Here is a 16306-nt window from a genome sequence, read left to right as displayed (position 1 = left end):
ACTTTATAATGTTAAGCCCGGGCGACGAGCGCCCGGGTCTTGTTATTAGCGCTATCCGGTAATGATATGATTCTGGTTAACCAGCTCCTCGTAAGTTGTCTGAACGTTATCCAGTGTTACAAGTGTAGTATTGGTGTAATTATTTGCTGCACCGTCCCGGTCGACAGAGATCACGGTATTGCCATTGCTGTTAGTGACCTGCAAATAGTTACCCAGCGTCGCGTTATCCCCGTTCCAGCCCACCAGCAGATCGCTGATATCGATCTTGTCTCCCTGTTCCAGTGAGAAGTTGGTCCAGTGATCGTTACCACCGTTGCCGCCCGTCCTGTTACCCGCCGTACTGTTAAGCACTTCGTAAATCAGCGTGTCGCCATAGGCGCTACCGGTGAAGGTATCGTTATGCTCCGAGCTGACAAATTGCGGTGCCATGTCGATGGTCAGGGTGGCGGTGTCGGTAGTAGTGCCGTTATCGCCGGTCAGTTTGTAGGTAAAAGTCTCCTTCGTAGTCATGGACGCCAGCGAGACGCCGCTGTTCAGGGTGTAGGTGTAAGCCCCGTCCACGCCGATGGTCAGCACCCCGTAATGCCCCTGAACGGTGGCGGTGGCCGTGGCGGTGGTGTACGGATCCAGGGTAGTGGTGGTGCCGTTATAGCCGGTAATGCTCAGGCGGCTGTCCACCGAGTGCAGCTGATCCAGCACGCCGCCCGAATCCGAGCCGTCAAAGATGTTGCCGGTGACGGTGTGGCCCGCAGTGGTGAGCTCATTGTTAAGGAACACCGTGGTGCCGGTGACGTAAGGGGTAATGGAGATCGCCCCTAATCCCAGCGGGCCCATCGATCCGGTAAAGCTCAGGGTGTAGGTCCCGGCGTCCAGATCCAGTCCGCCGAGGTTAATAGTCGCTACGCCACCCAGAAGGATGCCCCCCCGGAATGAACCGCTGTCGTAGGTGACACCTCCCTGGGTAATGGACCAGTTCACGCTCAGGCCGCCCAGCGACAGCAGAGAGGCGACGTTAAAGTGCAGCACGATGTCGTGCAGGGCGGTGTTGGCCGCCACCACAAAGGTGCCGCTGCCTCTGCCGGAGGTTGAGGCCAGCAGGGCGGCGTTCCAGGTGGCGTTACCCACAGTATCATCGCGATAGGCTGCGACCTGCGACGTCGTTTCGAAGGCCAGCGCATCGCTGACGTCGTCCACCGCATCCAGCGCCACCGGCGTTGGCGTGATGTTCAGCGAGGCGGTGTCCTTGTCGCCATTCGGTGCCGTCACGGTGTAGATGAAGGAGTCCGGGGTGCTGATAAGATCGGCGCCCACCCCCTCCCGCAGGGTGTAGGTATATCTGCCCTGGGCGTCGATCTCCAGGGTACCGTACTGCCCCTCAATGCTGGTGGTGCCGGTGGCGCTCACGTCAACGCCATTCACCTGGGTGACAAGGGTGCCTGCCGGCGCGATGTCACTCTGCAGCACGTCGCCAGTGATGGCCTCAGTGGTGGTGCTGGTGACGGCATAGACATGGTCTTCCAGAATGTTGATCTGGTAGCCGGTGAGCACCGTGATCCCCGCCGCGGTGTTCATCAGGAAGAGATACTCCCCGGCCGGCAGGGTCAGCGTCAGCGGCGCCGAAGTGCCGCCCAGCAGCGGCGCGCGCAGCCAGCCCGCCTCGGTGCGCATCCGTTCGTAGCTTTGGGTCGCCGGGTTAAACTTGTAGATATACAGGTCAAACACCGAGGCCAGCGCAACCCCACCCACTGAACCCTGGATGGTCATGGTGCGGGTGGTGCCTTCCTCCACGCTGTACTTCATGGTCTCGCTGCGATCGTCGAGCAGGTTGAGGTTCAGCACGTTACCGAGGTTGACGCCCACTACGGTAAAGCCGCTCTGGCTCGATGGACCGTAGTCGATAGACTGCACCTCCGTCCCGAAGGTCAGGCTGGCGGTATCGTCCACCGCCGTCACGCTGTTGCGCACCGTGTTCTCACCCAGGGTGATCACCAGGCGGGCGTCGTCCGTGGCCCCTTTCCCGGTGATGTTATAGGTGAAGGTATCGGTCCGGCCCAGCACCGAGGCGCTGGTATTGGTCAGGGTGTAGGTGTAGCTCCCGTCAGCGTGCAGGGTCAGGGTGCCGTACAGCCCGTTGATGGTGGTGCCCGCCTCACCCGCCGCCACGTTCACGGTGAGGCCGTTGGCGTTGGTGACGCTGGTCACTACCGTGCCGTTCGGGGCGCTGTCGCTGCCGCTTACCGGATCGGTATCGGTGATGACGTTACCGTTTTGCACCAGCGTGCCGGTCAGGGTGCCCGCCGTGGTCTGGGTGACATCCACATCCAGGCTGGTGTAGGACCCGGTCGCCAGCAGGTTGGTGTTGTAGCTCAGCACCCGATACTGCCCGCCCGGCAGGCCGGTCAGATCCAGGGTCACGCCGCTGGCGCCCAGCGTCAGCAGGTTAGCGAACTGCGGCAGGCCGGTATCCACTTCGGTGGTCCAGGTGCTGCCGTTCCAGCGCTGCACAATGATCTCCAGGGTATTAAGCAGGGAGAGCACGATGCCGGTGGCGCTGGCGTTGATCGTCATATCCGCGCTGCCGCCGGTCGGTACGGTGAAGGTCACCTGGGCGGAGTTATCCCCCAGCAGCGACAGCACGTTGCCGACGCCGCCCACCAGCTGCACGCCGTAGTCGCTGTACTGGGCGGTACTGACGGTGGCGTTGGTGGTCAGGTCCAGCCCCACCACGTTGTCGCTGGCGGACAGCGGCAGGTTTGGCGCAACCACCGTGCCGGTGGCGGAGGTGTTGCCCGCCGCGTCGGTGGCGGAAAGCGTGATCCGCTCCCCTTCAGACTGCTTATCAAGGAAGGTGTAGCTCCAGCTGCCCTGGGCGTTGGCAGTGGTGGTTACTACGCTGTTATCGCTCAGCAGCAGGGTGATGGTGCTGCCCGCTTCGGCAGTCCCGCTCAGCACGCTGCCGTCAGCGTTGAAGGTTCCCTGCGGCGTGCCCGGCGCAACGGTATCGACAATTACCGTGCTCAGCGGCGTGGCCGGACTGGTGCCGACCGCGTTGCCCGCAGTGGCGGTAAAGGCATGGGAGCCGTTACCCAGCGGCACGGTCGGGGTGTAAGTCCAGACCCCGGCGCTGTTGGTGGTCACCGTGGCTAACAGCACGTTGTTGTCATACAGGGTGATGGTGGAGAGCGGCTGCGCGGTCCCGGTCAGCGTTGGGGTGGTGTCGTCGGTGCTCTGGCCGTTAAGCAGATTGCCGATGATGCTGCCCACGTTGTCGTTGACGCTGGTGATGACCGGCGGCGTCGGGATCACCGAGTACGGCACCCGCAGATCCACCGTCAGGCCCGCGTTACCGGCCCGGTCGGTGGCAAAGACGTGCAGCACCTCGGCGTTAACCTGCGGCGTGGAGAGAGCGATGCTGAAGCGCCCGGTGGCGTCGGCGACGCCGGTCCCCAGCACGGTCACGTTGTCGGTGCCGAGAATGGTGACGGTGCTGCCCGCCTCAGCGAGGCCGTTCACCCGGCCACCGCTCTCCAGCACGGTGAAGCCGCCCGGCGCCCCCGGAGCGACGGTATCAACGGTGATGGCGGTCACCGGTGACGCCGGGCTGAGGTTGCCCGCCGGGTCGGTGGCGGTGGCGGTAAAGTTATGTACCCCGTCGGTGAGCGTGGTGGTGGTCTGCGCCAGGGTCCACTGCCCCTGAGCGTTGGCTGTCACCTGGCCCACCAGAGTGGTGCCGTCGTAAATGCGCACCACGCTGTTCGCTTCGGCGGTGCCGTTGAGGGTCAGACGGGTGTCGTTGGTTGGGTTACCGTTGACGACCGGGCCCTGAATGGTACCGACGTCGTCCACCACCGAGGTGATAACAGGCGCGGTCGGGGCGGTAGCATCGACGTTAACGGTAAAGCCAGCGGTCGGCAGGCTGGCGTTGCCCACCGCGTCGGTGGCGGTCACCGTCAGGGTGTGCGGGCCGTCGGCCAGCGGGTTAGCCGGGGTAAAGCTCCAGGCGTTGTTGGCGTCGGCCACCACGCTGCCGAGCAGCTGGTCGCCGTCGTAAACGCTCACCGTTGAGCCCGCTTCCGCCGTGCCGCTGAGGGTCGGTTTCGCATCGTTGGTCAGCTGACCGCTGGTGAGCGTGACCACTGCGCCAACGTCATCCACTACCGACACCAGCACCGGCACCGCTGGCGGCTGTGTATCTACCGTCAGGGTGAAGACGGCAGACGGATCGCTGGCGTTGCCCGCCGCATCCGTCGCCACCGCCGTGAAGCTGTGCGTGTCGTTGGTGAGCGGCGTGGTCAGCGCAATCGACCAGTTTCCGCTGGCATCCGCGGTGGCGGTGCCCAGCAGCGTGGTGCCTTCAAAGACCTGCACCCGGGCATTCGCCTCGCTGGTGCCGGTGAGCACCGGCAGGGTGTCATCGGTGCGCTGACCGTTGGTGAGTGCCCCGGTCACGGTGCCGATATCGTCCTGCGCCAGGGCGATTACCGGCGCGAGCGGCTTAACGGTATCGACAATGACCGTGAAGCCCGCCGAGGCTTCGCTCAGGTTGCCTGCCGCGTCGGTGGCGCGGGCGGTGAAGGTATGGCTGCCGTTGCCGAGGGCCTCCTCAGGGGTAAAGCTCCAGTCCCCTGTGGCGCTGGCCTGTACGGTGCCAAGCGCGACGCCGTTGTCAAAGAGGGTCACCGTGGCGTTAGCGGCGGCGCTGCCCGTCAGGGTTGGGGTCGAATCGTCTGTCACCTGGCCGGAGACGGTGAGCGGCGTCTGGATGCTGCCCACGTTATCGGCGGCAGCCACGATGGCCGGTGCCGCCGGTGCCGTGGTGTCGACCGTCAGGGTAAAGGCCCCGCTGGCAGGGCCGGTGTTTCCGGCCGGATCGGTAGCGGTAAAGGTGACGCTGCGCAGCCCCTCGGCGAGGGCGGTGTCCGGGGTGAAGGTCCAGCTGCCTGAAGCGTTAACCACCGCGGTGCCGACCTCTTCTCCGTCTACCAGAATACTCACAATCGAGCCCGCTTCGCCGGTGCCGTTAAAGGTCGGACGGGTGTCGTTGGTCACGCCGCCGTTGTTTACCGTTCCGGTGATCGTTCCAACGTCATCCACCACGTTTGCCAGTACCGGCGCCAGCGGGGCGACGGTATCTACGTTCAGCGAGAAGGCAGGCGAGGTGCCCGACAGGTTGCCCGCGGCATCGGTGGCGCTGACGCGCAGCTCGTGCGGCCCCTGAGCCAGGTCGCTGTCGGGGGTAAAGCGCCAGTTGCCGGTGCCGTCCACCAGCGCGGTGCCGATCTCCTGGCCGTTATCCAGAATGTGCACGATGCTGCCCGCCACCCCGGTACCGGTCAGTTCCGGGCGCGCATCGTTGGTGAGCTGGCCGCTGGTCAGCGGGCCGGTGCTGCCCGCCACGTCGTCACTGACGCTGACAATCACCGGGGTGGCCGGTGGCGTCATGTCCACGGTCAGGGTATATGCCCCGGACGGCTGGCTGACGTTGCCCGCCAGGTCGGTGGCGATAACGGTGAAGCTGTGCAGCCCCTCCGCCAGTACCACCGTTGGGGTAAAGCTCCAGATCCCGTCGGCGTTAGCCTCTACGGTGCCCAGCAGGCGGTTGCCTTCATAGATGGCGACGCTGCTGCCCGCTTCTGCCGTACCGGACAGGGTTGGGGTGTTGTCGTTGGTTGTGCCGCCGCTGGCCACGTTGCCGGTAACCGGCCCGACGTCATCGTTCGCTCCGGTGATAACCGGCGCAGTGGAGAGGGTATCTACCACCAGCGAGAACGGTGCCGACGGCGGGCTGACGTTGCCCGCCGGATCGGTGGCGGTCAGGGTCAGGCTGTAGGTGCCATCATCCAGCGCCTCAGGCAGGGTAAAGCTCCACGCCCCGGTTGCGCTCACCGGTACGGTACCGATTAGGGTATCACCGGAGTAGATAGTGATGAGATCGCCCGGCGTCGCCGTGCCGTTCAGGGTTGGCTGGCTGTCGTCGGTTGGTCTGCCGCTCACCACCGCCCCGGTGACGAGGCCGACGTTATCCACCAGCGTGCCCAGCGCAGGCGCCGCAGGCGCAGTGAGGTCGATATTCACCGCTGCCCCCGGCGACTGGCCGCTGGTCTGGCCGTCAACGGTGGCGGTGACGCTGAAGCTGTGGTTGCCTTCCGCCAGGGCCGTTTCGATCGGGAATGTCCAGGCCCCGGAGGTAGCGTCGGCGGTGACGGTGCCCAGCGGTGTGGTGCTGCCGTCGAGGTAAATGGTCACCACGCTGCCCGCAATCGCCGTACCGGTCAGGGTCGGCGTGGCGTCGTTGGAGCTGCCGCCTTTAACGTTAATGTTTTCAGTGCCGTTGTCATCAACGATGGCGTCGATAACCGGTACGTCCGGCAGGGCTGGGGTGGCAGGGACATCATAGCTGCCCGGCTGGCTGGTGTTACCCGCCACGTCGCTCGCGGTCAGGCTCAGGCTGACCGCGTCGCTTTGCGGCGGGGTCAGGGCGACCGAGAATTGCCCCAGTGCGTTGGTGACGCCGGTGCCGAGCACCGCGCCGCCCGGGCCAGTTACCGTAATGGTGGAGCCCGGTTCGGCGGTGCCGTTCAGCGGCGTACCGCCGGAGACAATGTCGGTGACCACCGGCACACCCGGCGCCTGGGTATCAATGATGACGTTGACCGGCGTGCCGTCGCTGGTGTTGCCCGCCGCATCGCTCGCCACCAGGGTGAAGGTGTGCGGGTTATCGGGGAGCGGCGTACCGGCCGGGACTGACAGCGACCACTGGCCCTCGGCGTTGGTCTGCACCTCGCCCAGCAGTTGTCCGTCGACCAGAACAGTGATGGTGCTGAGCGGTTCCCCGGTGCCGCTGAGGGTCGGGGTGCTGCTGTTGGCGTACAGCTGGCCCTCAGCGAGGGTGCTGTCGGTGATGCCGGTGAGCTGCGGGATCGCCGGCGGTACGGTGTCGATGGTGAAGGTGAAGTCGCCCCCCGCCTCGCTGACGTTGCCGGCGGCATCCAGCGCCGCCACGGTCAGGGTGGTGGGGCCATCTCTCAGCGTCGGCGTGGTGATGCTCCAGCTGCCGTTGGTCACCTGCCCGCGACCGACCTCCACGCCGTTACTGTAAAGAATAACCGTGGTGCCATTCTCCCCGGTGCCGGTGACGGTCGGGATATTGCCGTTGCTGCTGCTGCCCGCCGGAATGTTGCCGGTGACCGGCCCGACGTTGTCATCCACGCTGCTGATAACCGGGATCTCAGGCACGGTGCTGTCCACGGTTACGGTCATGGTGCCGGATACCGGCGAGACGTTGCCCGCCGGATCGGTGGCGGTGAGGGTGAAGCTGTGGCTGCCCTCCGTCAGCGGCTGGTCCGGACGCCATGTCCAGTTGCCGTTGATGTCGACCACCACTTCGCCCACCGACAGGTTACCGGCTGTGGTCTGGTCATAGATGGTGATGATGTCGTCCGGCGTGCCGGTGCCGCTCAGCACCGGACGGGTGTCGTTGGTGGCGCCGTTGTTGCCAACCGGGCCGGTGATATCGCTGACGTTATCCGTCACCACCGGCAGTTCCGGCGCGTCTGGCGCGTCGGTATCGATGGTGATGCTCACCGACTGGGATGGCGCACTCTCGTTGCCCGCGCCGTCGCTGTTAGTGACGGTCAGGCTGAGATCGTAGGTGCCGTTGGGCAGATCCGCAGGCGGCGTCCAGGTCCAGGTCCCGTCTGGCTGCACGGTGGTTTCGCCGATAGGGGTGGTGCCATCGTAGATGGTAACGAGATCGCCCTCATTCCCGGTGCCGCTCAGGGTTGGGGTGGTATCGCGGGTGCTGTCTCCGCCGGTGAGGGTGGTTTCGCCTGCGCCATCAGGGTTAACGGTGATCGCCGGGGTGTCCGGCGTGGCAGGCGGCACGTTATCCACCACCAGGTTAAAGGTGTTGGAGAGGGCGGTATTGCCCGCCGCGTCGCTCACCGTGGCGGTCAGGGCGTGGGTGCCGTTCCCGAGCGGGGTGGTGAGCTGCACGCTCCATGCGCCCGTCGCGCTGGTGGTGGCGGTGCCGAGCAGGGTAGTGCCGTCATAGAGAGTAATCTGCGCGTTCGCCGGGCCGGTGCCGCGGATCAGCGGCAGGTTTTCGTCGGTCGGCTGGCCGCTGACCACGTCACCGGTGACGCTGCCGGTGGTGTCCTCGGCCAGGGTGATGACCGGGGCGGCTGGCGGTACGGTATCGATGGTGACGTTAAAGGCCGCCGATGGCTCGCCGGTGTTTCCGGCGGCATCTTTCGCGACCACGGTGATGACGCGCAGCCCCTCACCGAGAACGACTGGCGGCGTGAAGGTCCATTCGCCTCCCGCCCCCACCTGCGTGGTGCCCACTTCCTGACCATCCACCCGGATGCTGAGGGTGGTGCCCGCCTCCCCGGTACCGCTGAAGGTCGGCTGGCTGTCATTGGTGGCGCCGTTGTTCGTGATGGCAACCGGGCTGCCGGAGAGATCGTTGATTGCCTGGGTTATGACCGGCGCCTCCGGCGCGGTGGCATCCACCACAATGCTCCAGCTGTTGGATGGCGCACTGTTGTTACCTGCGGCGTCAACGGATTGCGCCGTCAGCACGTGGCCGCCGTCAGGCAGAGCGTCGGTGAGCTGGATCTCCCAGGTCCCCTCCGCACTGGCCTGGGTGGTGCCAATCAGATCCGTGCCGCTGTAGATCTCAATAGTGGCGTTGGCAGGGCCGGTGCCGCGGATCAGCGGCGTTGAATCGTTAGTGGTCTGCCCGTCGGTAACGGTGCCGGTATAGTCGGTCACGTTATCTACCACGTCGGTAATGACCGGCACGGCAGGCGGCGTGGTATCCGGGGCGACGATCTGACCTTCCGCCCCGGTATTCCCGGCCGGGTCGGTCGCCGTCACCGTCAGGAGCTCCCCGTTCTGTTTCGAGGTAGTGAGAGGGATGGAGAAGCTGCCGTCGTCGTTGACGACGCCGGTGCCGATCACCGTATCGCCATCGCGCACGGTGATGGTGCTGCCCGCTTCGCCCTGGCCGGTAAGGGTGCCGCCGTTGTTCAGCACAGTAAAGCTGCCCGGAGCCCCCGGGGCGATGGTGTCAACGGTGATGGTCGTCACCGGCGATGCCGGGCTGATGTTGCCCGCCAGGTCGGTGGCGGTGGCGGTGAAGTTATGCTCTCCGTCGGTGAGGGTGGTGGTGGTCTGGTCCAGCGTCCACTGGCCCTCGGCGTTGGCTGTCACCTCGCCCACCAGGATGTCGCCGTCGTAAATGCGCACGATGGAACCCGCTTCGGCGGTGCCGTTGAGGGTCGGACGGGTGTCGTTGGTCGGGTTGCCATTGAGGACTGGCCCCTGTACCGAACCGGTGTCATCCACAATTGAGACGATGGCTGGCGCAAGCGGCGCGGTGGCATCCACGGTGATCGCAAACCCATCGGTGGCCGGGCTGACGTTGCCCGCCGCGTCGGTGGTGGTCACCGTCAGGGTGTGCTCCCCGTCGCCCAGCGGGCTCTGCGGGGTGAAAGTCCAGGCGTTGTCATCCCCGACGAGGGCGGTGCCCAGCAGGGTGGTGCCGTCGTAAATGCTCACCGTGGTGCCGGCTTCCGCCGTGCCGCGCAGTGTCGGGGTAGCGTCGTTGGTCAGCTGGCCGTTGTCGAGCAGCACCTCGGTGCCGACGTCGTCGGTGACCGAGACCAGCACCGGCTCCGCTGGTGGCTGGGTATCCACCGTCAGGGTGAAGCTGGCGGACGGATCGCTGGCGTTGCCTGCCGCATCGGTCGCCACTGCCGTAAAGGTGTGTTCCGCATCGCTGAGCGGCCCGGTGAGGGTAACGGACCAGTTGCCGCTGGCATCGGCGGTAGCGGTGCCGAGCAGGATATCGTCTTCAAAGATCTGCACCTGCGCGTTCGGTTCGCTGGTACCGGTGAGCACCGGCAGGTTGTCGTTGGTGCTGCTTCCGCTGGTGAGCGCGCCGGTTACCGGGCCGACGTCGTCCTGGGCCAGGGCGATCACCGGAGCCACCGGCTTAACGGTATCGACAATCAGGGTGAAGCCCGGCGAGGCCTCGCTGAGGTTGCCCGCCGCGTCGGTGGCGCGGGTGGTAAAGGTGTGGCTACCGTTGGTAAGCGCTTCCTCCGGGGTCCAGCTCCAGTCGCCCGCGTCGTTAGCCTGCACGGTATCGACGAGGGCGCCGTTGTCATAAATGTCCACCGAGGCATTGGCTTCGGCCCTGCCGGTCAGGGTCGGCGTGGTGTCGTCGGTGGTCTGGCCGGAGGTGGTGATCGGCGTCTGGATAGCGCCGACGTTATCGCTGACTGATGTCACCGCCGGGGCTTCAGGCGCCACGGTGTCCACCGTCAGAATAAACGGATCGCTGGCAGGGCCGGTGTTTCCGGCGGTGTCGGTGGCGGTGAAGGTGATACTGCGGGTGCCTTCGCCGAGAGGCTCCTCAGGGGTAAAGGTCCAGCTGCCCGCGGCGTTGACCACCGCGGTACCGATCTCCCGATCGTCAACAATGATTTGGATCGTGGCCCCCACTTCGCCGGTACCGGTAAAGGTCGGGAGGGCGTCGTTGGTGGTATCGCCGCTCGCAAGGATGCTGGTGGCGTCGCCGACATCATCCACGGCGGTGAGCAGTACCGGCGCCAGTGGGGCGGCGGTGTCCACGTTCACCGTAAAGATCGGCGAGGTGCCCGAGCTGTTGCCCGCCGCATCGGTGGCGCTGACGCGCAGGTCGTGCGCCCCCGGCGCCAGATCGCTGGTCGGAGTAAAGCTCCAGTTGCCGGTGTCGCTGACTACGGCGGTGCCGATCTCCTGGCCGTTATCCAGAATATGCACGATGCTGCCCGCCACGCCGGTGCCGGTCAGTTCAGGACGCACATCGTTAGTGACCTGCCCGTTGGTCAGCAGGCCAGTGCTCCCCTCCACGTCATCGTTGACGCTGACAATCACCGGGGTGGCCGGTGGGGTCATGTCCACGAACAGGATGTAGGCTCCGGAAATCGGGGTGACGTTGCCCGCGCTGTCGGTGGCGGTGGCGGTAAAGATGTGCTGACCTTCCGCCAGCACGCTGGTGGGGGTAAAGCTCCAGGTGCCGGTGTCGGTGGCGGTGACGGTGCCGATCAGCCTGATGCCGTCATAAATGGCGACGCTGCTGTTGGCCTCCGCGGTACCCGTCAGGGTAGGGGTGTTGTCGTTGGTGCTGCCGCCGTCAGCGACGTTGTCGTTAACGCCGGTGATGACGACTTCGCCCGCGGTGGTGTCCACGATCAGGGAGAAGGCTTCCGAGCGTGAGCTTTCGTTGCCCGCCGGATCGGTGGCGGTGAGGGTCAGGCTGTAGGTGTCATCATCCAGCGGCTGGGCGAGGGTAATGCTCCAGGCCCCGGTGTTACCCACCGTTGCCGTACCGAGCACGGTGTCGCCCGAATAGAGGGTGATGATATCCCCCGGGGTGGCCGTGCCGTTGAAGGTGGGCAGGTCATCGTTGGTCGGGGTGCCGCTGACGATGGCCCCCGACACGGTGCCCACGTCGTCCACCACGCTACCAAACGCCGGGGCGGTCGGCGGGGTGAGGTCGATATTCACCGTCGCGCCCGGCGACTGGCCGCTGGTCTGACCGTCAGCGGTGGCGGTGGCGCTGAAGCTGTGGTTGCCTTCTGCCAGCTCGTTTTCGATCGGGAAGGACCAGGCTCCGGTGGTGGCGTCGGCGGTGACGGTACCCAGCGGCGTGGTGCCGCCGTCCAGGTAAATATTCACTTCGCTGCCCGGAATGGCCGTACCGGTCAGGGTTGGGGTGGCGTCGTTGGAGCTGCCGCCTTTGACGTTAACGGCGTCAGTGCCGTTGTCATCAAGGATGGTGTCGATAACCGGAGCTTCCAGCAGAGCTGGGGTGGTAGGGACGTCATAGCTGCCCGACAGGCTGGTGTTACCCGCCACGTCGGTGGCAGTCAGGGTCAGGGTTCCCGCGTCGCTTTGCGGTGGGGTCAGGGCGACCGAGAATTGCCCCTGGGCGTTGGTGATGCCGGTGCCCAGCACCACGCTGCCGTTGGTTACCGTGATGGTGGAGCCCGGTTCGGCGGTGCCGTTCAGCGGCGTACCGCCGGAGACAATGCCGGTGACCACCGGCGCGTCCGGCCGCAGCGTATCAACGATCAGGCTCACCGGCGTGCTTTCGCTGGTGTTGCCCGCCGCGTCGCGCGCAACAAGGGAGATGGCGTGGTTGTCATTTGACAGAACGGTGCCCTCAGGCAGCGGCAGCGTCCATGCACCCTGCGCGTCGGTCTGCACCTCTCCAACGGCATTTCCGTCGATAAGCACGGTTATGGTACTGAGCGGCTCCCCGGTGCCGCTCAGCGTTGTAGTGGATTCCTTTAAGTACAGCTGACCATCGGTCAGGGTACTGTCTTCGATCTCAAGAAGTTGCGGTATCACCGGCGGAACGGTGTCGATAGTGAGGGCGAAGTCGCCGCCCACCGGGCCGAGGTTCCCGGCGGCATCCACCGCCGCCACGGTCAGGGTGGTGGGGCCATCGTTCAGCTCCGGCGTGGTGATGCTCCAGCTGCCGTTGGTGACCTGCCCGCGCCCGACCTCCACGCCGTTGCTGTAAAGAATAACGGTGGTGCCGTTTTCGCCGCTACCGGTGACGGTTGGGGTATTGCCGTTGCTGCTGCCGCCCGCCGGGATGTCATCCACGCTGCTGATAACCGGGGTCTCTGGCAGAACGCTGTCGACGGTGACGGTGACGGTGTTTGAGACCGGCGAGGCGTTACCTGCCTCGTCAGTGGCGATCACGGTAAAGCCGTGCTGCCCCTCGGCCAGCGCATCATCCGGGCGCCAGCTCCAGTTGCCGTTGACGTCGACCACCACCTCGCCCACCTTGAGGTTACCCTCTGCGGTCTGGTCGTAGATGCTGATGATGTCGTCCGGCGTGCCGGTGCCGCTCAGCACCGGACGGGTGTCGTTGGTGGCGCCGTTGTTGCCCACCGGGCCGGTAATTTCGCTGACGTTATCGGTGATGACCGGCGCGTCGGGTCGATCCGGGGCGTCGGTATCAATGGTAATACTCACCGGCTGCGACGGGGCGCTCTCGTTGCCCGCGCCGTCTTTGTTGGTCACGGTCAGGCTGAGATCGTAGGTGCCGTTTGGCAGTCCTTCTGGCGGGGTCCAGGTCCAGGTCCCGTCCGGCTGTACGGTGGTTTCGCCGATGGGGGTGGTGCCGTTATAGATGGTGACCACATCCCCTTCAACGCCGGTACCGCTCAGGGTTGGGGTGGTGTCGCGGGTGCTGCCGCCGGAGGTGAGGATCTGTTCCTCGCCGCCGTCAGGGTTGACGGTGATTTCGGGTAACGCCGGGGTGCCTGGCGCCAGCGTATCCACCACCAGGTTAAAGCTGTCGGAGGTGGCGGTGTTGCCCACCGCATCGCTGACGGTGGCGGTGATAACGTGGGTGCCGTTCCCCAGCGGGGTCGCCAGCCGCAGGCTCCAGATGCCGTCTGCATTGGTGGTGGTGGTGCCCAGCAGGGTGGTGCCTTCATAGAGGCTGATCTGCGCGTTTGCCGGGCCGGTGCCGGAGATCACCGGCCGGGTTTCGTCGGTAGGAACATTGGCTTCCACCTCGCCCTGTACGCTGCCGGTGTTATCTTCCACCAGGGTAATGACCGGCACGGCAGGCGCGGTGGTATCGATGGTGAGCGTGAAGGCGCCAGAGGCGACGCTGTTATTCCCGGCGGCATCTTTCGCCACTACCGTGATGTCATGCTGACCCTCCTCAAGGGCGGTCGCGGGGGTGAAGCTCCAGTCGCCGCCGCTGCCTACAAGGGCGGTGCCCACTTCCACCCCATCCACGCGAATGCTGATGGTGGCTCCGGCTTCACCGGTGCCGTAGAGGGTGGGGCGGTTATCGTTGGTGGTGCCGTTGTCAGAGATGACCCCGGCGGAGCCAGGCAGATCGTTGATCACCTGCGAGATGGCCGGTGTGCCCGGCGCGGTGGCATCAATGATGATGGTCCAGGTGTTGGACGGGTCGCTGTGGTTGCCGTAACGGTCCACCGCTTCCGCCCGCAGGACGTAGCCGCCGTCGTCGATCAGCAGCAGCTCTGTAGACCAGTTGCCGTCGGCGTCCACTTCGGCAAAACCAACCTGATCCTCGCCGCTGTAGATGTAAATGGTGGTCCCCGGCTCACCGGTGCCGGTGATGAGCGGCTGGGTGTCATTAGTGACCTGCCCGTCCCTGACCACGCCGGTGATGTCGTCCACGTCATCCACCACGCTTGTGATAACCGGCGCCTGCGGCGGGGTGACGTCCGGTGCAATCACGCTGCCTTCCGGCCCGGTGTTGCCCGCCTCGTCGGTAGCGGTTACCGCCAGCGCTTCACCGTTTTGCCGTGGGGTGGTAAGAATAATATCGAAGTTGCCGTCAGCGTCAGCGATCCCTCTGCCGATCACGTCGTCGCCGTCGCGAATGGTGATGGTGCTACCCGCTTCCGCCTTACCGGTGACGGTCGCGCCGTCCGCAGAGATCTGCAGGTCGGTTGGCGCGTCAGGCGGGATGGTATCCGTTACCACTGCGGTGGCGGGCTGGCTCTGGTTGCCGGCGGCATCGACGGCCACCACGTTAAGGGTATCCCCCTCGTTTTGCGCCTGGTCAAGCTCTACCCTGAACTCACCGTTAGCATCGGCAGTGCCGCGGCCAATCTCGTCCCCGGCACCGTTGGTGATGATGATGGTGCTGCCCGCCTCGGCGGTGCCAGTGACCTCGGTACCGCCGGGGATCTGGCTGATGGTCGGCAGGGCCGGTGGCGTGCGGTCGACGGTGAAGTCAAACGGGGTGGAGGCGGGGCTGGTGTTGCCCGCCACATCGGTCTCGGTCAGGGTGAGAGAGTGGGCCCCCTCCGCCAGCGGGGTTTCCGGGGTAAAGCTCCAGGTGCCGTCTGCGCCGACGATGGCCTGGCCCACGACCTGACCGTTGTCATAGATTGTGATGGTGCTGCCCACCTCGCCGGTGCCGTTCAGGGAAGGGCGGTTGGCATCGGTGCTCTGCCCGGCGGTAAGTGTCCCCTGATTTATACCGGTGGTGTCATTCACCGTCACGCCGGATGGCGCGTTCGGGGCGAGGGTATCCACGGTTATGCTGAAGGCCGGGGATGCCGGGCCGGTGTTGCCCGCGCCGTCGGTGGCCCGGGTGATTATTTCATGCGCCCCTTCGCCCAGCGCAGTGGTCGGGGTAAAGGTCCAGCTGCCGTCGCTGTTGACCTGGGCGGTGCCGATGGCGTTGCCGTTGTCGTAAAGGGTGATGGTGGTGCCGGGCTCGCCGCTGCCGCTGAAGGTCGGGCGGGCGTCATCGGTGGTCTGGCCGCTGGTGAGCGACCCGGTTACGCTGCCCACGTCATCGACCACGCTCGCGACGATCGGCGCGGTGGGTGGGGTTGTATCTGCGGCGGTCACCGGGGTGCCCGGGCCGACGTTGCCTGAGCCGTCGGTCGGCGTTACGGTCAGGGTCTCTCCGTTGGTGTAAGGCTTGCCGAGATCGACGGTGAACTCGCCGTTGCCGTTGGTCTGGCCCTGGCCGATAACGTTTCCACCGGCATCGGTAACGGTGATGGTGCTGTCAGGTTCGGCGCTGCCGCTAAGGCGGGTGCCATCTGCTGAGAACCGGAGATTACCCGGTGCGCCTGGCGGTGTGGTGTCGTTCGGGTCGGTGCCCGGCAGGGGAGGGGTACCGCCATTACCGTTATCACCGCCACCATCACCGTCGCTTCCGCCACCACCGCCGCCACCACCACCGCCTGCGGCCAGCGCAATGCCGCCGGCCACCGCTACGCCGCCCAGCGCCCAGGGCCAAATCGCCGCTTCACCCGCGGACGCGGTAGTGGTGCCCGCCAGCAGAGCGTCAATGGAAGCAATCGACTGGTAACTTTCCCCTGCCATTGGGTCGGCAATCCACCACAGCGCCCCGTTGTCCTCCTCCAGCACCAGCTGGCTGATGCCATTATCGCCACCCACGAAGAAATTTTTGACGGTAATGGTTTCGCCATCGGTCAGCTTAACAATCAGGTCATTACCGCTTCGGTCGTACTCGAGAATGTCGGCCCGCCCGGCGTGGATCTTTACGATGGAGGCGTCGCTCAGCGTCACCTGAGACCCGTCTGTTACCCTTTCCACATGCGTCAGTTTGGAGGTGACAGTGATTTTGCTCATGTGTATTACTCCCGGCAGAGTGCAGAGAAATGGTGTGCAGTTTTAGCCATTTCTGTTCAGCAGATTAAGCGCCACCCGAAGGGATATTGTTTATTTCAAACAATGACCCTGGGTAATTATTTAAAAGTGATTACAA

General features: G+C 65.1%; 1 protein-coding gene and 1 pseudogene. Both read right to left on the bottom strand.

What is annotated here, in order from left to right:
* Positions 1-51 precede the first annotated feature (51 nt).
* Positions 52-8835: a BapA/Bap/LapF family large adhesin gene (locus MXM41_RS22855; protein WP_418936793.1), complete on the bottom strand. Its 8784-nt coding sequence runs from the start codon at positions 8833-8835 to the stop codon at positions 52-54.
* A pseudogene (locus tag MXM41_RS22850) lies at positions 8833-16170 on the bottom strand (Ig-like domain-containing protein); the annotation flags it as partial. The gene MXM41_RS22855 and the pseudogene MXM41_RS22850, both read right to left, overlap by 3 nt.
* Positions 16171-16306: the final 136 nt, after the last annotated feature.

This window comes from Leclercia adecarboxylata, from assembly GCF_035787115.1.
GTDB lineage: Bacteria > Pseudomonadota > Gammaproteobacteria > Enterobacterales > Enterobacteriaceae > Enterobacter > Enterobacter adecarboxylatus_E.
Note: the sequence above shows the minus strand (reverse complement) of the source record. Positions and strands in the feature narration are given on the sequence as shown.